Annotated in this window: 12 protein-coding genes, 1 tRNA gene, 1 rRNA gene and 1 pseudogene; 12 read left to right on the top strand and 3 right to left on the bottom strand. The window is 69.9% G+C overall.

Going from position 1 to position 20,642, the window contains the following annotated elements; translation table 11 throughout:
- The 3 genes from rrf to ACIPSJ_RS36915 all read left to right on the top strand — a co-directional run.
- Positions 1-91, top strand: a 5S ribosomal RNA gene (gene rrf, locus ACIPSJ_RS36925); the annotation flags it as partial.
- Between the two features lie 98 nt (positions 92-189).
- Positions 190-867 carry a DegT/DnrJ/EryC1/StrS family aminotransferase gene (locus tag ACIPSJ_RS36920; protein ID WP_401352494.1) on the top strand — a complete coding sequence of 226 codons (678 nt, stop codon included), beginning with the start codon at positions 190-192 and terminating at the stop codon, positions 865-867.
- A gap of 76 nt (positions 868-943) precedes the next feature.
- Positions 944-1,016, top strand: a tRNA-Thr gene (locus tag ACIPSJ_RS36915).
- A 62-nt stretch (positions 1,017-1,078) separates the two neighbouring features.
- Here the strand turns inward: ACIPSJ_RS36915 and ACIPSJ_RS36910 are convergent.
- Positions 1,079-3,835: a SpoIIE family protein phosphatase gene (locus ACIPSJ_RS36910; protein ID WP_359223955.1), complete on the bottom strand. Its 2,757-nt coding sequence runs from the start codon at positions 3,833-3,835 to the stop codon at positions 1,079-1,081.
- A 398-nt stretch (positions 3,836-4,233) separates the two neighbouring features.
- On the opposite strand from ACIPSJ_RS36910, the gene ACIPSJ_RS36905 reads away from it, so the two are divergent.
- The 9 genes and pseudogenes from ACIPSJ_RS36905 (at position 4,234) to ACIPSJ_RS36865 (ending at position 18,675) form a co-directional block, all read left to right on the top strand.
- Positions 4,234-9,693 (top strand): HAMP domain-containing protein, encoded by a 5,460-nt coding sequence (locus ACIPSJ_RS36905; RefSeq protein ID WP_401352492.1) that lies wholly within the window; start codon positions 4,234-4,236, stop codon positions 9,691-9,693.
- A gap of 274 nt (positions 9,694-9,967) precedes the next feature.
- Entirely contained in the window at positions 9,968-10,651 is a 684-nt protein-coding gene (locus ACIPSJ_RS36900; RefSeq protein ID WP_355721381.1) for a response regulator, read from the top strand.
- A gap of 124 nt (positions 10,652-10,775) precedes the next feature.
- Positions 10,776-13,532, top strand: a complete 2,757-nt coding sequence (locus ACIPSJ_RS36895) for a DNA translocase FtsK (RefSeq protein ID WP_401352489.1) — start codon at positions 10,776-10,778, stop codon at positions 13,530-13,532.
- Positions 13,533-13,808: 276 nt separating this feature from the next.
- A complete protein-coding gene (locus ACIPSJ_RS36890) occupies positions 13,809-14,651 on the top strand; it encodes a RodZ domain-containing protein (protein WP_359223963.1) in 843 nt (280 codons plus the stop codon).
- 92 nt (positions 14,652-14,743) lie between these two features.
- Complete coding sequence (rimO, locus tag ACIPSJ_RS36885) at positions 14,744-16,216, top strand: 30S ribosomal protein S12 methylthiotransferase RimO (RefSeq protein WP_359223965.1); 1,473 nt, start codon at positions 14,744-14,746, stop codon at positions 16,214-16,216.
- The gene (gene pgsA / locus ACIPSJ_RS36880; RefSeq protein WP_359223967.1) at positions 16,213-16,971 is read left to right on the top strand and encodes a CDP-diacylglycerol--glycerol-3-phosphate 3-phosphatidyltransferase; all 759 of its coding nucleotides are present in this window, start codon (positions 16,213-16,215) and stop codon (positions 16,969-16,971) included. Before rimO ends, pgsA begins: the two co-directional genes overlap by 4 nt.
- Positions 16,968-17,513: a CinA family protein gene (locus ACIPSJ_RS36875; RefSeq protein ID WP_359223969.1), complete on the top strand. Its 546-nt coding sequence runs from the start codon at positions 16,968-16,970 to the stop codon at positions 17,511-17,513. The genes pgsA and ACIPSJ_RS36875 overlap by 4 nt, the downstream gene beginning before the upstream one ends.
- Before the next feature lie 109 nt (positions 17,514-17,622).
- Positions 17,623-17,997 carry a helix-turn-helix transcriptional regulator gene (locus tag ACIPSJ_RS36870; RefSeq protein WP_132894382.1) on the top strand — a complete coding sequence of 125 codons (375 nt, stop codon included), beginning with the start codon at positions 17,623-17,625 and terminating at the stop codon, positions 17,995-17,997.
- Positions 17,998-18,205: 208 nt separating this feature from the next.
- Positions 18,206-18,675, top strand: a pseudogene (locus tag ACIPSJ_RS36865) (Dps family protein).
- 330 nt (positions 18,676-19,005) lie between these two features.
- On the opposite strand, the gene ACIPSJ_RS36860 reads toward ACIPSJ_RS36865, so the two are convergent.
- Together ACIPSJ_RS36860 and ACIPSJ_RS36855 are read right to left on the bottom strand one after the other, a co-directional pair.
- Entirely contained in the window at positions 19,006-19,770 is a 765-nt protein-coding gene (locus ACIPSJ_RS36860; protein WP_401352483.1) for an SDR family NAD(P)-dependent oxidoreductase, read from the bottom strand.
- Positions 19,771-19,802: 32 nt separating this feature from the next.
- Positions 19,803-20,639, bottom strand: a complete 837-nt coding sequence (locus ACIPSJ_RS36855; RefSeq protein ID WP_401352480.1) for an Fpg/Nei family DNA glycosylase — start codon at positions 20,637-20,639, stop codon at positions 19,803-19,805.
- Between the last annotated feature and the right edge of the window lie 3 nt (positions 20,640-20,642).

The following is a 20,642-nucleotide window of genomic DNA, read 5'->3' as shown; positions in this document are numbered from 1 at the left end:
GCCCGGTTACATTCCGAACCCGGAAGCTAAGCCTTACAGCGCCGATGGTACTGCAGGGGGGACCCTGTGGGAGAGTAGGACGCCGCCGAACAAATTTTGAAAGGGTTGGATCTGGAACTTCGGTTCCGGGTCCAACCCTTTTTTGGTTTGCGTAACGCAAAGTTCACGTTGCGCACCGAGCATCCCAGCATGGGTACTGCTGCAATGCTCAGGGCCGCCGGCGTCGGAGTCGGTGACGAGGTCATCGTGCCGGCCTTCGGGAACGTCGAGGTCGCCGAGGCCGTGACACTGGCCGGTGCGCTCCCGGTGTTCGCGGACATAGATCCGGTCACCTACTGCCTGGACGTGACGGCGGTGGAAGCGGCGGTAACCGGCCGTTCCGCGGCTGTCGTTGTCGTACACCGGTTTGGACGGTGGGCCGACGTCACGGGGTTGCGTGCGCTGGGCCAGCGGCACGGGCTGCTGGTGCTGGAGCAGGGGGAGTCCGAGGCGCCGTACGACGAGATCGCGCAGCGGCGGCAGCGGGCCACCTATCTCGATGCGAAGCTGCGCGGGGTGCGGACGCCGGACGGTGGTGACGGGCACACCTACCAGCAGTACGTGGTGCGGGTGCCGGGGAACGGCCGGCCCGACCGGGACGCCTTCGCTCGCGCCCTGCGAGGCAAGGGAGTTGACTGCAGGGTGCCGGTGAAGACGCCGGTGCACCGGCTGCCGGAGTACCGCCGGTGCGTGTCCCTGCCGGAGACCGAGCGGGCCGCCGACGAGACGCTGGCGCTGCCCGTGGACGCCTCGTTGACCAAGCGGGAGATGCAGCGGATCGTCTCCGCCTGCAATGCCCTCGGTGGACTGCTTCAGCCCGCCTTCTGAACGGGTTTGGGAACTCGGGTCTGTTCGGGGTATGATCTATTCCGTTGCCGCGGGGGAAACCTCGAAAAGGCGACAGGCCCCCATAGCTCAGTCGGCAGAGCGTCTCCATGGTAAGGAGAAGGTCAACGGTTCGATTCCGTTTGGGGGCTCCGCAGAGAAAAGCCTCACCCTTTCGGGTGGGGCTTTTTCGCGTTTCCTTCCGGCCCCGCCCTCAGTCCTTCTGGAGGCCGGGGACCCGCATCGCCAGAATCGCCATGTCGTCCGACGGGGCGTCGGACGCGAAACGCTCCACCGCGCGCATGATGCGGGCGGCGACCGCGCCCGCCGTCAGGCCCGTACAGGTCGTGAGGACGTCCGCGAGGCCGTCGTCGCCGAGCATGCGGGTGCCTTCGCGGCGTTCGGTCACGCCGTCCGTGACGCAGAGGAGGACGTCGCCCGGGTCGAGGGTGACCGTCTGCTCGTACAGCTCCAGGTCCTCGATGACACCGAGGAGCGGCTGGGGTTCGGCGGCGGCCTCCACCGTGCCGTCCTGGCGCAGGCGGAGCGGGAGCGGGTGGCCGGCGCAGACCACCTTCATCTCGGCGCTGCCGTCCTCCTGGGGGCGCATCTCGCCGTAGAGGAGGGTCAGGAAGCGGCTGCGGGCGCCCTCGTCCAGGATGGCCGAGTTGAGGCGCTCCAGGACCGCGGGGCCGCTGAGGCCCTCCCGGGCCAGGAGGCGGAGGGCGTGCCGGGCGAGGCCGGTCACGGCGGCCGCGTTGGGGCCCGTACCGCAGACGTCGCCGATGGCGAAGCCGTAGGCGCCGTCGGAGATGGGGAAGACGTCGTAGAAGTCGCCGCCGACCTCGTTGCCCTCGCCGGCCGCGCGGTAGATGACCTCGACCTCGACGCCGTCGATGTGCGGGGTGCCCGGGGGCAGGAGGCTGCGCTGGAGGGCCTGGCTGATGGCCGTGCGCTCCGAGTACAGGCGGGCGTTGTCGAGGGCCAGGGCGGCCCGTCGGGAGAGGTCCTCGGCCAGTTCGAGGATCTCCTGGCGGAAGTGCTCGTCGGTGGGCTTGCCGAGCGTCAGCATGCCGATGACCCGGTTGCGGGCGACGAGCGGGAGGACGACCGTCTCGCCGCCGACGGCGGAGGCCGTGGCGAGGGTGGGGCCGATGGCGGAGGAGACCTGGCGGGCGGGGCCGCCGGTCAGGCCGAGGGTGCGCATGGAGCTGCGCAGGGCGGCCTGGTGGGCGTGCTCGCCGGGGGCGGTCCAGACCCGGGCGCCGGGGGTGGGTACCGGGTCCGGCGGCGGGACCTTGGAGAGCAACGACTTGATGCCGTCGATGAGTTCCTCGTCCTCGTGCAGGACGTAGGACAGGTACGGCTCGGAGGCCTGGTCGGCGATCGTGTAGACCGCGCACCAGGTGGCGAGGGTGGGGACCGTCATCTGCGCCATCAGGGCGAGGGTCTGGTCGCGGTCAAGGGTGCCGGCGAGCAGGTCGGAGGCCTCGACCAGGAAGCTGAGGGAGCCGCGGCGCAGCCGCTCCAGCTCGCCCAGGCGGGCCGACTCGACGGCCAGGGCGATGCGGTCGGCGGCGAACTGGAGGCGCAGCGCCTCCTCGTTGGAGTATCTGCCCGGAGCCTCGGCCGCGACGCCCAGGGAGCCCGTGAGGCGGCCCTCGACCTTCAGCGGGACCGTGACGACCGAACGCATGCCGGTGCCGCCCAGGAGGGGGACCGCGCCCGGAACGGCCGTCAGATCGTCGTGTACGGCCGGCATACGGGCCGAGCCGTAGCGGCCGGGGCCGGCTTCCACGGGGACGCGTGCGAAGCGCTGACGGGCGGACGGGAGGCCGGTGGAGGCGCGGACCTCCAACTCGGTCTCGTCGTCGGTGGCGAGGAGCAGGAAGGCGGAGTCGGCGTCGAGCATGTCGCGGGCGCGTTCCACGGTGCGCTGGAGGAGGCCGTCGAGGTCGTCGGGGGCCGGGGAGCCGATGAACACCTCGAAGGGGTCGGTGCTCTGGCCGTCCGAGGCGCCGACGCCGTCGGCGGAGGGGACGCGCAACGGGGTCTGCAGGACGGCGCGTTCGTGGTCGCGGACCAGCAGGCAGACGGTGGAGGGCTCGCCGCCGGTGTCACGGACCCTCAGGTGCGAGGCGTAGACGGAGGTGACGCGGCCGTCGGCGCCGCGGATGCCGTAACTGCCCTCCCAGCGGGAGAGCTGGAGGGCCTCGGCGATGCCGGTGCCGGTGCCGGGGGTGTGCGGCCAGGCGGCGAGGTCGGTGAGCGGCTTGCCGGTGACCTCGGCGGCGGCGTGGCCGAAGAGTTCCTCGGCGTCCTCGTTCCAGGCCGAGACCGAGCCCTTTCGGTCGATCTGGACGACCGCGACCCGGACCCTGCCGTCGGCGAGGGGCAGGAGGTCGGCGGGGAGGGACGGTCCTGCCGCGCGGGTGCCCACCGGGCGCTCGGGGAGATCGAGCTGGAACCAGACGTTCTTGTGGGTGGGCGTGTACTCGACACCCCAGCGGGCGGCGAGGGCCGCGCACAGCTGGAGTCCGCGGCCGCCCTCGCGGTCGGGGCTGCCCATGTTGATTGCGGAGCCCTGGAGCGGGACCTCGCGTTCCGGGTAGCGGTCGGCGACCTCGATGCGTACGCCGTCGTCCGTGCGCAGGCACAGGACGTCGGCGTGGGTGCCCGCGTGCACCACGGCGTTGGTCACCAGTTCGCTGGTGAGGACCACGGCGTCGTCGACGACGTCGGCGAAGCCCCAGCCCTGGAGTGTGTCGCGGACGAAGGAGCGGGCGGTCGCGACCGATCGCCCGACGGGCTCGAAGGTGGAGGCCGCGCGCGCGGTGATCACAGAACTCCTCGACCGGGTCTCGACATGCGGGCTTCCCTGGCCGGTCGGCTCGTGCCGCTGTTGCGGCATGCGCTCGCCCGTGGGCCGTGGCTCCGGGTTGTGTCCCCCGGGGATCACTCCGGTGGTCATGGTCTGCGGCCGCCCCTCCGAATGCCCGCTCGTTCTCGTGCCACCGCCCAGGCCGGTCGGACCGGTACGGCTGGACAGCCGCATGCAAGGTTACTTACCTTCGCCGTCCGAGCGGATGCCGGTCGCCAGTGTTTACGCCCCCAGGGTGTGCGGACGATGTGCGAAGCTGCCGAACTGTTATGGCCTGGTTCGGACAGGGTGAAACACTGGGCAAGCTTCTGGTGAAGGTCCGATCAGCCTGAGTGCGTTCCGTGTACGGCGGGCAGCAGCCCCTGGTGTGGCCGGATCTCATCTGGCAGAAATACGCAGCAGTAACTGGTACGCCGAAGTAAGCGGTACGCCGAGTATGGCGGTATCCGAGCACAGCAGTAACGGTCGACCCCTGCGGGAGGGACACAGTGGAGTCTGGCGCAGCGACGCGGGGCACTAAGGCGCGCGCGAAAGGCGGACAGTCCCTGAGCAGGCGGCGGGGTGGCGGCGGGACCACGGAGGTGGACTCGGCGGCCCTGGACCGGCTGCTGGTGGCCCTGGTGGCGATGCGGGACGGCAACTTCCGCAAGCGGCTCACGGTGTCGGGCGACGGCGTGATGTCGGAGATCGCGGCGGTCTTCAACGAGGTGGCCGACCGTAATCTCCACCTCACGGGTGAGTTGTCTCGGGTACGGCGTGTCGTCGGACGTGAGGGAAAACTCACGGAACGGCTGGAAACGGGTGCCTGTGAAGGCTCTTGGGCGGCCGCCGTCGACAACTCCAACGCCCTGGTCGACGATCTCGTACGGCCGGTCTCGGAGGTGGGCCGGGTCCTGACGGCGGTGGCGGAGGGTGATCTGTCGCCGCGGATGGAGCTGCGGACGCAGTCGGCGGACGGGGCCGGGCATCCGTTGCGCGGTGAGTTCCTGAAGGTCGGGCGGACCGTCAACAACCTGGTCGACCAGTTGTCGACGTTCACCGACGAGGTCACGCGTGTGGCCAGCGAGGTGGGTACCGAGGGCAAGTTGGGCGGTCAGGCCCGGGTGCGCGGTATGTCCGGTTCCTGGCGGGATCTCACGGACTCCGTCAACACGATGGCGAACCGCCTGACGGCTCAGGTGCGGGACATCGCGCTGGTGACGACGGCGGTCGCCAAGGGTGACCTGTCGCGGAAGGTCACCGTCCAGGTCGCCGGCGAGATGCTGGAGCTGAAGGAAACCGTCAACACGATGGTGGACCAGCTGTCCGCGTTCTCCTCCGAGGTGACCCGGGTCGCCCGTGAGGTGGGCACGGACGGCATCCTGGGCGGTCAGGCGCATGTCCCGGGGGTGGCGGGTACGTGGAAGGAACTCACGGACTCCGTCAACACGATGGCCGGCAACCTGACGGCACAGGTGCGCGGGATCTCGGAGGTGACCACCGCGGTCGCCAACGGTGACCTGTCGCGCAAGGTGACCGTCCCGGCGCGGGGTGAGGTCGCGCAGCTCGCCGAGACGATCAACCAGATGACCGAGACGCTGCGGATCTTCGCGGACGAGGTCACCCGGGTGGCCAACGAGGTGGGTGCCGCCGGGCAGCTGGGCGGTCAGGCGACCGTGCCGGGTGTGGCGGGTACGTGGAAGGACCTGACGGACTCCGTCAACACGGTGTTCCGGAATCTGACGATTCAGGTGCGGGACATCGCCCAGGTGACGACGTCGGTGGCCAACGGTGACCTCTCGCAGAAGGTCACGGTCGACGTGGCCGGCGAGATGCTGGAGCTGAAGAACACCGTCAACGGCATGGTTGATCAACTGTCGTCGTTCGGTGCGGAGGTCACCCGGGTGGCCCGGGAGATCGGTGTCGAGGGTGAGCTGGGCGGTCAGGCGCAGGTGCCCGGAGCCGCGGGAACGTGGAAGGACTTGACGGACTCCGTCAACACCGCATTCCGCAACCTCACCGGCCAGGTGCGCAATATCGCCCAGGTGACGACGGCGGTGGCCAACGGCGACCTCTCGCAGAAGGTCACGGTCGACGTCTCCGGCGAGATGCTGAAGCTGAAGAACACCGTGAACACGATGGTGGACCAGCTCTCCAGCTTCGCCGACCAGGTGACGCGGATGGCCAGGGACGTGGGCACCGAGGGCCGGCTGGGCGGTCAGGCCCGGGTGGACGGCGTCTCGGGCACCTGGAAGGAGCTCACGGACTCCGTCAACTTCATGGCCGGCAACCTGACCTCGCAGGTGCGGCAGATCGCCCAGGTGACGACGGCGGTGGCGCGGGGCGACCTGTCCCAGAAGATCGACGTCGACGCGCGCGGCGAGATCCTGGAACTGAAGAACACGATCAACACGATGGTCGATCAACTCTCCGCCTTCGCCGACCAGGTCACCAAGGTGGCCCGTGAGGTGGGTACGGAGGGCCGCCTCGGCGGTCAGGCCCAGGTGCCCGGTGTGGCCGGTGTGTGGCGGGACCTGACGGATTCCGTGAACGGCATGGCCGGCAACCTGACGGCCCAGGTGCGCAACATCGCGCAGGTGGCGACCGCGGTGGCCCGCGGTGACCTCTCCCAGAAGATCACCGTGGACGCGCGCGGTGAGATCCAGGAGCTGAAGAACACCCTGAACACGATGGTGGACCAGCTGTCGTCGTTCGCCCAGGAGGTCACGCGCGTCGCGCGCGAGGTGGGCACCGAGGGCATCCTCGGCGGCCAGGCCGAGGTGCAGGGGGTGGCGGGCACCTGGAAGGACCTCACCCAGTCCGTGAACTTCATGGCGAACAACCTGACGATCCAGGTGCGCAACATCGCCGAGGTCACGACGGCCGTCGCCAAGGGCGATCTGTCGAAGAAGATCACTGTTGACGCGAAGGGCGAGATCCTCGAACTCGTCACGACGGTCAACACGATGGTCGACCAGCTGTCCAGCTTCGCCGAGCAGGTGACCCGGGTGGCCCGTGAGGTGGGTACCGAGGGCATCCTGGGCGGTCAGGCGCACGTTCCGGGTATCACGGGTATCTGGAAGGACCTCAGCAACAACGTGAACCTGATGGCCAACAACCTGACCACGCAGGTGCGGAACATCTCCCAGGTCTCGGCGGCGGTCGCCAACGGCGACCTGACCCGGCAGGTCACCATCGAGGCGAGCGGTGAGGTGGCCCAGCTCGCCGACACGATCAACACGATGGTGAAGACGCTGAGTTCGTTCGCGGACCAGGTCACCAAGGTGGCCCGTGAGGTGGGTACGGACGGCATCCTGGGCGGTCAGGCGCATGTGCCGGGTGTGGCGGGCACGTGGAAGGACCTCACCGAGTCGGTGAACGGGATGGCGTCGAACCTGACCGGCCAGGTGCGCAACATCGCGATGGTCACCACGGCCATCGCCAAGGGCGACCTGACCAAGAAGATCGACATTGACGCCCGTGGTGAGATCCTCGAACTCAAGACGACGATCAACACCATGGTTGATCAGCTGTCCAGTTTCGCCGAGGAGGTCACGCGTGTGGCCCGCGAGGTGGGCACCGAGGGGCAGCTGGGCGGTCAGGCGCGTGTGCGGGACGTCGACGGCACCTGGCGGGACCTGACCGAGTCCGTGAACGAGATGGCCGGGAACCTGACCCGGCAGGTGCGTGCCATCGCGCGCGTGGCGACCGCGGTGACCCGCGGCGACCTGAACCTGAAGATCGACGTGGACGCGTCCGGCGAGATCAAGGAACTCCAGGACTACACCAACAAGATGATCGCCAACCTGCGCGACACCACCGTCGCCAACCAGGAGCAGGACTGGCTGAAGGGCAACCTGGCGCGTATCTCCGCGCTGATGCAGGGCCGTCGCGACCTGGCGGACGTGGCCTCGCTGATCATGAGCGAGCTGACGCCCGTGGTCTCGGCGCAGCACGGCGCGTTCTTCCTGGGGATGCCGCTGGTCGACGGCAAGGACGCGAGCACCGAGAACGAGGACGCGTACGAGCTGCGCATGCTGGGGTCGTACGGCTACTCGATGGGCTCCATGCCGACGTCGTTCCGGCCCGGTGAGGCGCTGATCGGCACGGCCGCCCAGGAGAAGCGCACGATCCTGGTGGAGAAGGCGCCCTCCGGTTATCTGAAGATCTCCTCCGGGCTCGGCGAGGCCCCGCCGGCGCAGGTGATCGTGCTTCCGGTGCTGTTCGAGGGCAAGGTGCTCGGTGTGATCGAGCTGGCGTCCTTCACGCCGTTTACGCAGATCCAGAAGGACTTCCTGAACCAGATCGCCGAGATGATCGCGACCAGCGTCAACACCATCTCCGTCAACACCAAGACCGAGGTGCTGCTGAAGCAGTCGCAGGAGCTGACCGAACAGCTGCAGGAGCGGTCGGCCGAGCTGGAGAACCGGCAGAAGGCACTCCAGGCGTCCAACGCCGAACTGGAGGAGAAGGCCGAGCTGCTGGCCCAGCAGAACCGCGACATCGAGGTGAAGAACACCGAGATCGAGGAGGCCCGGCAGGTTCTGGAGGAGCGTGCCGAGCAACTCGCCGTCTCCATGCGCTACAAGAGCGAGTTCCTCGCCAACATGTCGCACGAGCTGCGCACCCCGCTCAACTCGCTGCTGATCCTGGCCAAGCTGCTCGCGGACAACGCCGAGGGCAATCTCTCGCCCAAGCAGGTCGAGTTCGCCGAGACCATCCACGGGGCCGGTTCCGACCTGCTGCAGCTGATCAACGACATCCTGGACCTGTCGAAGGTCGAGGCGGGCAAGATGGACGTCTCCCCGACGCGTATCGCGCTGGTCCAGCTCGTGGACTACGTGGAGGCCACCTTCCGGCCGCTGACCGCGGAGAAGGGCCTGGACCTGTCCGTACGGGTCTCGCCGGAGCTGCCCGCCACCCTGCACACCGACGAACAGCGGCTTCTCCAGGTGCTGCGCAACCTGCTGTCCAACGCGGTGAAGTTCACCGACTCCGGGTCGGTGGAGCTGGTGATCCGGCCGGCGAGCGGTGATGTGCCGGTGGGGATCAGGGAGCAGCTTCTGGAGGCCGGTTCGCTCAGTGATCCGGACGCGCCGCTGATCGCGTTCTCGGTGACCGACACCGGCATCGGGATCGCGGCCAGCAAGATGCGGGTGATCTTCGAGGCGTTCAAGCAGGCCGACGGCACGACCAGCCGCAAGTACGGCGGTACGGGCCTCGGACTGTCGATCTCGCGGGAGATCGCGCAGCTGCTGGGCGGCGAGATCCACGCGCAGAGCGAACCGGGCCGCGGCTCGACGTTCACGCTGTACCTGCCGCTGCACCCCAGCGAGCTGCCGCCGCAGGGCTACCAGCAGTCCGTGCCCGCGCTGGAGGCCGGGGACCTGGTCGCCTCCCAGAACCACTCCATGGAGCTGTCCGGCGCGGAGATCGAGACGCCGGCCGAGGTGAAGTCGTACCAGGAGACCCAGAACGGTGCCGCCGCGCTCTTCCGGCGCCGGCGGCGGGGCGTCCCGCAGCTGACCGAGGCATGGCCGGTCCTCGCCGAGCAGGAGTCGAGGGCGCCGCAGCCGCGCCGGGGCGTGCGGTTCGCCGGGGAGAAGGTGCTGATCGTCGACGACGACATCCGCAACGTCTTCGCGCTCACCAGCGTCCTGGAGCAGCACGGTCTGTCGGTGCTGTACGCCGAGAACGGCCGGGAGGGCATCGAGGTCCTTGAACAGCACGACGACGTCGCGGTCGTCCTGATGGACATCATGATGCCGGAGATGGACGGCTATGCGACGACCACGGCGATCCGCCGGATGCCGCAGTTCGCCGGACTGCCGATCATCGCGCTGACCGCCAAGGCGATGAAGGGCGACCGGGAGAAGGCGATCGAGTCGGGCGCGTCCGACTATGTCACCAAGCCGGTCGATCCCGATCACCTGCTGGCGGTGATGGAGCAGTGGATGCGCGAGGAGTGACCGGAGCGACCAGGTGTGATGTGAACGTTACGGGAACCTTCCGTGTGCACGGGGAGTTGCTGACTCAGGGTGGCCGGACCCGTGTAGAAGTACGGGATTGGGGGAACCTTCTGGTCTCCGGCTGCGTTTCTGCTACGTGCACAGTGACATCGCGGTGACAGGGTGTGGCGACAGGCGGGGTGCGGCTACCATGACCGGCACAAGGACGGGCGGCGAAAGGGAGTCGTCCCCTGGGGCGGCGCCCGGTGCACATCCGGGGCGAGGAGGGCGGGCCATGGTGCAGAAGGCCAAGATCCTCCTGGTCGATGACCGGCCGGAGAATCTGCTGGCGCTGGAGGCGATCCTCTCTGCGTTGGATCAGACACTGGTGCGGGCATCGTCCGGGGAGGAAGCGCTCAAGGCACTGCTCACGGACGACTTCGCGGTCATTCTGCTGGACGTCCAGATGCCGGGCATGGACGGATTCGAGACCGCGGCGCACATCAAGCGCCGGGAGCGGACCCGGGACATCCCGATCATCTTCCTCACCGCCATCAACCACGGCCCGCACCACACCTTCCGGGGCTACGCGGCGGGCGCGGTCGACTACATCTCCAAGCCCTTCGACCCGTGGGTGCTGCGCGCCAAGGTCTCGGTCTTCGTCGAGCTGTACATGAAGAACTGCCAGCTCCGTGAGCAGGCGGCGCTGCTGCGGCTCCAGTTGGAGGGCGGCGGCAAGGGCGGCGCGGTCGCCGGCAAGGAGTCCGCGGGGCTGCTCGCCGAGCTCTCCGCACGGCTCGCGGCCGTCGAGGAGCAGGCCGAGGCCCTGTCCAAGCAGCTGGACGACGAGTCCGCGGACGCGGCGGCGGTGGCCACGGCGGCCCATCTGGAGCGCAAACTGACCGGGCTGCGCCGGGCCCTGGACGCCCTGGAGCCGGGCACGGGCGGCAGCGCCCCGGCGCTCCCTTCGCAGAACTGACCCCGAGGGCGGCCGGAGTTGCCCATGAGTCCGCGTCAGCTCCGCGCCCCGTCAAGGGCGACACGAACGGGTGAAGCAGTGGGCACACGTGTCCCCTGCCGCATCCCCCGGTAATCTCACACCCATGGCCTCACGTCCCTCGGCAGCCAAGAAGCAGCCCGCGAAGAAGGCCGCTCCCTCGAAGGCTCCGGCGAAGAAGGCCGCCGCGAAGAAAGCCCCGGCCAAGAAGGCGCCCGCCAAGAGGACCGCGGCGAAGAAGTCCGCGCCGGCGCCCAAGCCGGCGCCCAGCCCCACCGGGGGCGTGTACCGCCTGGTGCGCGCCGTCTGGCTGGGCCTGGCGCATGCCGTCGGGGCCGTCTTCCGCGGCATAGGACAGGGAGCCAAGAACCTGGACCCCGCCCACCGCAAGGACGGCGTCGCCCTGCTGCTGCTCGGCATCGCCCTGATCGTCGCCGCCGGCACCTGGGCCGATCTGCGCGGTCCGGTCGGCGACCTGGTCGAGATCCTCGTCACCGGCGCCTTCGGCCGCCTCGACCTGCTGGTGCCGATACTGCTCGCGGTGATCGCCGTACGGTTCATGCGCCACCCCGAGCAGCCGGAGGCCAACGGCCGGATCGTGATCGGCCTGTCCGCGCTGATCATCGGCGTGCTCGGGCAGGTCCACATCGCCTGCGGCTCGCCCGCGCGCAGCGACGGCATGCAGGGCATAAGGGACGCCGGCGGCCTCATCGGCTGGGCGGCGGCGACCCCGCTGACCTACACCATGACCGAGGTCCTCGCCGTGCCGCTGCTGGCACTGCTCACGATCTTCGGGCTGCTCGTCGTCACCGCGACCCCGGTGAACGCCATCCCGCAGCGGCTGCGCGCGCTCGGCGTGCGCCTCGGGCTGGTGCACGACCCCGATCCGGACGAGTTCGGCGAGTTCGGCGAGGACGACGAGCGCTACGACGAGCAGTGGCGCGAGGCGCTGCCCGCACGCTCCCGCAAGCGTGCGAGCGCCCCCGGCGAGTACGACCCCGACAGCGCCGAGCAGCAGGCCCTCGCCAAGCGCCGCGGCCGCCCGAGGCGCTCCGCGGTGCCGCAGCCCGAACTGGGCCGCCAGATGGACGCCGTGGACGTCGCCGCCGCTGCCGCCGCCGCGCTCGACGGGGCCGTCCTGCACGGTATGCCGCCCTCGCCGCTCGTCGCCGACCTCACCCAGGGCGTCAGCGTCGGCGACCGCGAGGACACCACCCCCACGCCCGTGCCGAGTCCGAGCCCCGCCGCGAGCCCGAGGCCGAGTCCGGTGCCGGCCGCGCGGCCGAAGCAGGAGAAGCTCGAGGGCGTCGTCGCGGACCTGACCAAACCGGCCCCCGACGAACCCCGCGACCTGCCCCCGCGCGCCGAGCAGCTCCAGCTCTCCGGTGACATCACGTACTCGCTGCCCTCGCTGGAACTCCTCACGCGCGGCGGCCCCGGCAAGGCGCGCAGCGAGGCCAACGACCGGGTCGTCGCCTCGCTCACCAACGTGTTCTCCGAGTTCAAGGTCGACGCGGCGGTCACCGGCTTCACGCGCGGGCCGACGGTCACGCGCTACGAGGTCGAGCTGGGCCCGGCCGTGAAGGTCGAGCGGATCACCGCGCTGACCAAGAACATCGCGTACGCCGTCGCCAGCCCCGACGTGCGGATCATCTCGCCGATCCCCGGCAAGTCCGCGGTCGGCATCGAGATCCCGAACACGGACCGCGAGATGGTCAACCTCGGTGACGTGCTCCGGCTGGCCGCCGCCGCCGAGGACGAGCACCCCATGCTGGTGGCACTCGGCAAGGACGTCGAGGGCGGCTACGTGATGGCCAACCTGGCGAAGATGCCGCACGTGCTGGTCGCCGGAGCCACCGGTTCCGGCAAGTCGTCGTGCATCAACTGCCTGATCACGTCGATCATGGTCCGCGCGACCCCCGAGGACGTCCGGATGGTCCTCGTCGACCCCAAGCGGGTCGAGCTGACCGCCTACGAGGGCATCCCGCACCTGATCACGCCGATCATCACCAACCCGAAGCGGGCCGCCGAGGCGCTCCAGTGGGTCGTACGCGAGATGGACCTGCGCTACGACGACCTGGCGGCGTTCGGGTACCGGCACATTGACGACTTCAACCAGGCCATCCGCGACGGCAAGCTCAAGACGCCGGAGGGCAGCGAGCGCGAGCTCAAGACCTATCCCTACCTGCTGGTGATCGTCGACGAGCTCGCCGACCTGATGATGGTCGCGCCACGGGACGTCGAGGACTCGATCGTGCGCATCACGCAGCTCGCGCGCGCGGCCGGCATCCACCTGGTGCTTGCCACCCAGCGGCCGTCCGTCGACGTCGTCACCGGCCTCATCAAGGCGAACGTGCCCTCGCGGCTCGCCTTCGCCACCTCCTCGCTGGCCGACAGCCGCGTCATCCTGGACCAGCCGGGCGCCGAGAAGCTCATCGGCAAGGGCGACGGGCTGTATCTGCCGATGGGGCAGAACAAGCCGACCCGTATGCAGGGCGCGTTCGTCACCGAGGACGAGGTCGCGGCCGTCGTCCAGCACTGCAAGGACCAGATGACGCCGGTCTTCCGGGACGACGTCGTCGTGGGCACCAAGCAGAAGAAGGAGATCGACGAGGACATCGGCGACGACCTCGACCTGCTCTGCCAGGCGGCCGAGCTGGTCGTCTCCACCCAGTTCGGCTCCACTTCTATGCTCCAGCGCAAGCTGCGCGTGGGCTTCGCCAAGGCCGGCCGGCTCATGGACCTGATGGAGTCCCGCGGGGTGGTCGGGCCGAGCGAGGGTTCGAAGGCGCGCGACGTTCTGGTGAAACCCGATGAGCTGGATGGAGTGCTTGCCGTGATCCGTGGGGAGTCTGAGGGGTAGGTCTGTCTCAGGGCACGGGCGCCTGTAGACCGGGTGGAGTCACGGTCGTGATCCACTCGTTAGAGATCCTCGGGCAACCGTTTCCCTTTGACGCACGTCAAGTTGAGCGAAAGGAAAGGTGTGCACCCCATTCTGGGGCGCACACCTGACCCGCCATCGGGATGTCCGGCCATACCGATGGCGTACAAAGTCGTACCGCCCGGTTGCCTCACCCTTTTGCACCCCCCATAGACTGAACCTCCAGCACAGGTGGCTACACGCTCGAAAGGCGCCCCCGTGTCCATCGGCAGCAACTCCCCTGAAGACGAGCGTCCGTTCCAAGACGAGTCCGAGGAAAACCGCCCCTCCGTAGGCCGAGCCCTCAAACAGGCCCGCATCGCCGCCGGGCTGACCGTCGACGACATCAGCGGGAGCACCCGGGTCCGGATCGGCATCGTGCACGCCATCGAGGCGGACGATTTCGCCCCGTGCGGCGGCGATGTCTACGCCCGTGGGCACATCCGGACCCTGGCCAAGGCCGTCGGCCTCGACCCCGAGCCGCTGCTCGCGCAGTTCGCGGCCGAGCACGGTGGTGGGCGGCCCGCGCCGACGCCCGCCGCACCACTGTTCGAGGCGGAACGCATCCGTCCCGAGCGGCGCGGACCCAACTGGACGGCGGCCATGGTCGCCGCGATCGTCGTCGTGATCGGTTTCGTCGGCTTCACCGCCTTCAAGGGCGGCGACGGCGACGACGCCAAGCAGTCCGTCGCCGAGGGCCCCGCCCCGACGACCAGCAAGCCGGTCTCGCCGACCCCGAAGGAAAGCAAGCCGGACAAGACCCCCGAGCCCTCCGACAGCGCGATCGCCGCCGCGCCCCAGGACAAGGTCACCGTCCAGGTCAGCGCGGTCAACGGACGCAGCTGGATCTCGGCCAAGGACCACAACGGCCGGATGCTCTTCGACGGGCTCCTGAAGAAGGGCGACTCCAAGACCTTCCAGGACAGCTCCAAGATCAACCTGATCCTCGGCGACGCCGGAGCGATCCAGCTCTACGTCAACGGGAAGAAGATCGAGGACCAGTTCCGGCCGGGTGCCGTGGAGCGTCTGACGTACACCAAGGGCGACCCCGAAGTCGGATAACTGTTCGGTTCGCGCGCGTACACAAGGGGTTGGCCATGATCGGCCAGCCCCTTCGACGTGGGCTGTCAGTGAGACAAAGTAGTCTTGAGCCCATGCCTGAACGCCGTACCGTCGCACTCGTCACTCTCGGCTGCGCCCGTAACGAGGTGGACTCGGAGGAGCTCGCAGGCCGTTTGGAGGCGGACGGCTGGCAGCTTGTCGAGGACGCATCGGACGCGGACGTCGCCGTCGTCAACACCTGTGGTTTCGTCGAGGCCGCCAAGAAGGACTCCGTCGACGCCCTCCTGGAGGCCAATGACCTCAAGGGGCACGGCAGAACCCAGGCCGTCGTGGCGGTGGGCTGCATGGCCGAGCGGTACGGCAAGGAGCTCGCCGAGGCGCTGCCCGAGGCGGACGGCGTGCTCGGCTTCGACGACTACTCCGACATCTCCGACCGGCTGCAGACCATCCTCAACGGCGGCATCCACGCCTCGCACACCCCGCGCGACCGCCGCAAGCTGCTGCCCATCAGCCCGGCCGAGCGGCAGGACTCGGCCGCGACGGTGGCGCTGCCGGGTCACGGCCCGACCGACCTCCCCGAGGGCGTCGCGCCCGCCTCCGGCCCGCGTGCGCCCCTGCGCCGCCGTCTGGACGGCTCCCCGGTCGCCTCGGTGAAGCTCGCCTCCGGCTGCGACCGCCGCTGCTCCTTCTGCGCCATCCCGTCCTTCCGCGGGTCCTTCATCTCCCGCCGCCCGAGCGACGTGCTGAACGAGACCCGCTGGCTGGCCGAGCAGGGGGTGAAGGAGGTCATGCTGGTCTCCGAGAACAACACCTCCTACGGCAAGGACCTGGGTGACATCCGTCTCCTGGAGTCCCTGCTGCCCGATCTCGCCGAGGTCGACGGCATCGAGCGGGTGCGGGTGAGCTACCTCCAGCCCGCCGAGATGCGCCCCGGCCTGATCGACGTGCTGACCTCCACCCCCAAGGTCGTCCCGTACTTCGACCTGTCCTTCCAGCACTCGGCGCCGGGCGTGCTGCGCTCCATGCGCCGCTTCGGCGACACCGACCGCTTCCTGGAGCTGCTCGACACCATCCGGAGCAAGGCCCCGCAGGCCGGCGTCCGCTCCAACTTCATCGTCGGCTTCCCGGGCGAGTCCGAGTCCGACCTGGGCGAGCTGGAGCGCTTCCTGAACGGCGCCCGCCTCGACGCCATCGGCGTCTTCGGCTACTCCGACGAGGAGGGCACCGAGGCCGCGACGTACGAGAACAAGCTCGACGAGGACGTCGTCGCCGAGCGGCTCGCGCACATCTCCCAGCTCGCCGAGGAACTCGTCTCGCAGCGCGCCGAGGAGCGCGTCGGCGAGACCGTGCACGTCCTGGTGGAGTCGGTCGACGACGAGGACGGCGTCTACGGCCGCGGGGCCCACCAGGCGCCCGAGACGGACGGACAGGTGCTGCTCACGAGCGGCGAAGGGCTGTCCGTCGGTCGTATGGTCGAGGCGAAGGTGGTCGGTACGGAAGGTGTCGACCTGGTGGCCGAGCCGTTGCAGGGCTCGGCCGCGTGGAGCGAGGAGGACGGCAGATGACCGGAGTCCCGGCGTCCGCCGCGGGCGGACCCTCCGGCGCGCAGGGCGCCCCGGGCTCCGCCGCCACCTCCGGTCCTCAGCGAGGTCCCCAGAGCGAGTCACAGGCCGGCCCGCAGCACGACGAGAGGCCGCCGCGCGGCGGGAAGATCGCGGCGGCCGCCGTCAACCAGGCCAGCGTGTGGAACGTCGCCAATCTGCTGACCATGCTCCGGCTGGTCCTGGTGCCCGGCTTCGTCGCCCTGATGCTGGCCGGCGGCGGGTACGACCCGGCGTGGCGCTCGCTCGCCTGGGCCGCCTTCGCCATCGCGATGATCACCGACCTGTTCGACGGCCATCTGGCGCGCACCTACGACCTCGTCACCGACTTCGGGAAGATCGCCGACCCCATCGCCGACAAGGCGATCATGGGGGCGGCGCTGATCTGTCTGTCCGCGCTGGGCGATCTGCCCTGGTGGGTGACGATCGTGATCCTCGCCCGGGAACTCGGCATCACGCTGATGCGTTTCGTGGTCATCCGCTACGGCGTGATCCCGGCCAGCCGCGGCGGCAAGCTCAAGACCCTCACCCAGGGCGTGGCCGTCGGGATGTACGTGCTGGCACTGACGGGATGGCTGGCGACTCTGAGGTTCTGGGTGATGGCCGCGGCCGTCGTTCTGACCGTGGTCACCGGCCTCGACTATGTGAGACAGGCCATTGTGCTGCGGCGGCAGGGAATCGCCGAGCGCGCGGCGGCGTCGGAGGAGACGGAAGCGTGAATTCCACGGCCGCCGAACTGGTGCGACTACTGACAGTGAGGGGGCAGACCCTCGCTGTCGCCGAGTCGCTGACCGGCGGTCTGGTGGCGGCCGAGATCACCACGGTTCCGGGGGCGTCCAAGGCGTTCCGGGGATCGGTCACCGCGTACGCCACCGAACTCAAGCACGACCTGCTGGACGTCGACGCCACCCTGCTGGCCCAGCGGGGAGCGGTGGATCCGCAGGTCGCGGCCCAGATGGCGGCCGGAGTGCGGAAGGCGCTGGGCGCCGACTGGGGCCTCGCGACCACCGGAGTCGCCGGTCCGGAACCGCAGGACGGCCGGCCGGTCGGGACGGTTTTCGTGGCCGTGGACGGGCCGTTCGGCGCTGGTTCCGGTTCTGCCGCTGGCGGAAAAGTGGAGGCCCTGCGGTTGAACGGCGACCGCGAGGAAATTCGTAGAGAGAGTGTACGGAGCGTACTCGCACTGCTCCTGAGGGAGCTTGCGAGCGAACAGACCGGGAATGAGCGGACACAGGATACGGAACAGAACGGGGGGTTTTGATGTTTGCAGCCCTGAGTGAACACGACATCGCTCCCCGCACGGCCGCGGCGCAAGGCGGTACGGTGGGGCGTGAAGGATGCGGCTACGCGGTCCGAGGAGGGAGCCACCGATGATTCTGCTCCGTCGCCTGCTGGGTGACGTGCTGCGTCGGCAGCGCCAGCGCCAGGGCCGTACTCTGCGCGAAGTCTCCTCGTCCGCCCGAGTCTCACTCGGCTATCTCTCCGAGGTGGAGCGGGGGCAGAAGGAGGCATCCTCCGAGCTGCTCTCCGCCATCTGCGACGCGCTGGACGTACGGATGTCCGAGCTCATGCGGGAAGTGAGCGACGAGCTCGCCCTCGCCGAGCTGGCCCAGTCCGCCCAGGCCACCGAGTCCGTTCCCACGCCGGTTCGGCCGATGCTGGGTACCGTCTCGGTGACCGGTGTGCCACCGGAACGGGTGACCATCAAGGCACCCGCCGAGGCAGTGGACGTGGTCGCCGCGTGACGCCTGCGCGAGCGTAGACCGATGCGGCGCCGACCCGGCGTCGAAGAAGTGTACGAGGCCCCGGCCGGGGCCTCTCCGGGGACACCCGGGGAGGTGCGGCCGGGGTCTTCGTGCGTCCGCGGGCGCTGTGCGTCCATTTGCCGGTGTCCGGCGGTGCGGTCATGGTGGGAGGGGCGTGACAGGGGGCCGACCGACCACCGGAGAGAGCATGTACGTCGTGAAGAGCCCGCTGTCCGACGCGGATCTGAAGGCCGTGGCCGAGGCGCTGCAGGGCGCCCTCGTCGATCTGGTGGACTGGCGCTGGTCGCCAAGCAGATCCACTGGAACGTGGTCGGGCCCCGCTTCCGCTCCGTCCACCTCCAGCTCGACGAGGTCGTGGACACGGCCCGGGCCCACTCCGACACGGTCGCGGAGCGCGCCTCGGCGCTCGGCGTCTCACCGGACGGGCGTGCGGCCACGGTGGCCTCCGGCAGCGGTATCGGTACGGCTCCCGGGGGCTGGGTCAAGGACGCGGACGCGGTGGGCACCCTGGTGGACGCGCTGGGCGCGGTGATCACCCGGATGCGGGACCGGGTGATGTCGACCGCGGAGGCCGATCCGGTGTCCCAGGACATCTTCATCGGGATCACGGCGGATCTGGAGAAACATCACTGGATGTTCCAGGCGGAGAACGTGTAGCGGTGGCCGGGGCGGGGCGACGGCCGCTGCATCGGTGAGCCCTCGGTGCGCCTTTCCGGCGGACCGGGCGGCGTTCTAGCGTCCGGCTGGAGGTGGCGGCCATGGTGGTGGGGCGGATAGTGCGCTGGGGGGTTGCCTTCGGGCTGGCGGCGGTGTGGTGGTGGGCCGTGCTGCGGCTCGTGTTCGCCGGTGGCGCCGGGGCGCTGGAAGGGACCGTGGCCGCCGGGGGATGGGGACTGAGCCTGCTGCCGGTGAACTGTGTGCCGAGGGTCCGGGCGGCGGGCGCCCTGGGACCGGGGCGGTGGCGGACGGCCTGGCGGGCCGAGGGGGCTACCAGGGCATCGCCACCCCTCCGTTCGGACGCAGGATCTGGCCCGTCGTGAACGAGGAGGCGTCGGAGGCCAGATAGAGCACGGCGTGCGCGATGTCCTCCGCCTCACCGACCCGGCCCAGCGGTGACATCCGGGCCATGAACGCCTCGGTCTGCCGCTGTTCCTCGCCGTCGTCCCGCGTGGTCATGGGGGTGCGGGTCCAGCCGGGGGCGACCGCGTTGACGCGGATGCCCTGCCGGCCGACCTCGTTGGCGAGCGTCTTGGTCAGCTGGACCACGGCCGCCTTGGCCGCGCCGTAGCAGAGCAGGCCGGGACCGCCGGTGTCGATCGCGCCGGACGCCATCGTGATGATGCTGCCCCCGTTCCGCCCGGCCAGCATCAGGCGGGCCGCCTCCTGGCAGGCGTGCAGGACGCCCTTGAAGTTGACGTCCAGGACCCGGTCGAGGTCCTCGTCCCTGGTCTCCAGGACCGGGCTGCGGTGCATGATCCCGGCGATCGCCGCCATGACGTCGAGCCGTCCGCAGGACCGGACGGCCTGCCCGAGCCGCGCGCGGTCGGTCACGTCGAGGGTGTGGGTCTGGGCGGTACCGCCCCGGTCCTTGATCAGCGTGGCGGTCTCGTGCAGGCCGTCCGCGTCCCGGTCGGCGCAGTGCACGGTCGCGCCCGCCTCGGCGAGCAGTACGGCGGAGGCCCGGCCGATGCCGCCGGCGGCGCCGGTGACGAATGCCGTGCGTCCGGTGAGGTCGTACGCCTTGAGGGGCATGAGGGGACGGTACGAGCGTTTCTGACGGGTCGTCAATTAGTTGTGCGGGTTCTCCGGATCCGGGGCGGGCCCGCGGCCGGGCCGGGGCCGGTCTGGCAGGCGGGGCACCAGTAGGTGGGGCGCTCGCGGGAGCCGTCGCCCTGGTCGGCGACGCGGATGGAGGTGCGGCAGCGCAGACAGGGGCGGGGCGCGCGACCGTAGACGAACAGGTCCTGGTCGCGCAGGCCGGTGGTCCGGCGCACCGGGCGGTCGCGGTTGGCCTCCAGGAGCCGCTGGGCCAGGGCAGGAAGCTTCGCGGCGCGGTCGGCGGGGAGCGCGCCGACCGGGAGCCAGGGGGTCGCGCCGATCAGGAAGCAGAGCTCGCTCTTGTAGATGTTGCCGATGCCGGCCAGGTTGCGCTGGTCGAGCAGGGCCTCGCCGAGCGGGCGGGCGGGGTCCGCGAGCAGGTTGGCGAGGGCGCGGTCGGGGTTCCAGTCGGGGCCCAGCAGGTCGGGGCCGAGGTGGCCCACGGCGCGTTCCTCCTCGCCGGTGCGCAGGAACTCCAGGACCTGGAGGCGGTATCCGACGGCCGTGCGGTCGGCGGTGCCGAGGATCGCCCGGATCTGGTGCGCCGGGCCGCCCTTCCAGCGCTCGGCGCCGCCGTAGACCTTCCACGCGCCCTCCATCCGCAGATGCGTGTGCAGGGTCAGACCGCCCTCGAAGCGGGTGAGCAGGTGCTTGCCGCGCGGGGTGGTGCCGAGGACGGTTCGGCCGGTGAGATCGACGGTGGCGTACTGGGGCACCCGGAAGTCGCTGCGGGTCAGCACCTGGCCGGCGAGCGCCCCGTGCAGGCGCCGCGCGGCCTGCCAGACCGTGTCACCTTCGGGCATGGG

Origin of the sequence: Streptomyces sp. NPDC090088, assembly GCF_044747345.1 — a bacterium.
Lineage (GTDB): Bacteria > Actinomycetota > Actinomycetes > Streptomycetales > Streptomycetaceae > Streptomyces.
This window is presented reverse-complemented; position numbering and strand designations above follow the sequence as displayed.

Excerpts from the sequence above, each read along its gene's own strand:
- ACIPSJ_RS36900 (WP_355721381.1), top strand. The coding sequence starts at position 9,968 with ATGGTGCAGAAGGCCAAGATCCTCCTGGTCGATGACCGGCCGGAGAAT.
- ACIPSJ_RS36920 (WP_401352494.1), top strand. The coding sequence starts at position 190 with ATGGGTACTGCTGCAATGCTCAGGGCCGCCGGCGTCGGAGTCGGTGAC.
- ACIPSJ_RS36855 (WP_401352480.1), bottom strand. The coding sequence starts at position 20,639 with ATGCCCGAAGGTGACACGGTCTGGCAGGCCGCGCGGCGCCTGCACGGG.
- ACIPSJ_RS36860 (WP_401352483.1), bottom strand. The coding sequence starts at position 19,770 with ATGCCCCTCAAGGCGTACGACCTCACCGGACGCACGGCATTCGTCACC.
- ACIPSJ_RS36870 (WP_132894382.1), top strand. The coding sequence starts at position 17,623 with ATGATTCTGCTCCGTCGCCTGCTGGGTGACGTGCTGCGTCGGCAGCGC.
- rimO (WP_359223965.1), top strand. The coding sequence starts at position 14,744 with ATGCCTGAACGCCGTACCGTCGCACTCGTCACTCTCGGCTGCGCCCGT.
- ACIPSJ_RS36910 (WP_359223955.1), bottom strand. The coding sequence starts at position 3,835 with ATGACCACCGGAGTGATCCCCGGGGGACACAACCCGGAGCCACGGCCC.
- pgsA (WP_359223967.1), top strand. The coding sequence starts at position 16,213 with ATGACCGGAGTCCCGGCGTCCGCCGCGGGCGGACCCTCCGGCGCGCAG.
- ACIPSJ_RS36895 (WP_401352489.1), top strand. The coding sequence starts at position 10,776 with ATGGCCTCACGTCCCTCGGCAGCCAAGAAGCAGCCCGCGAAGAAGGCC.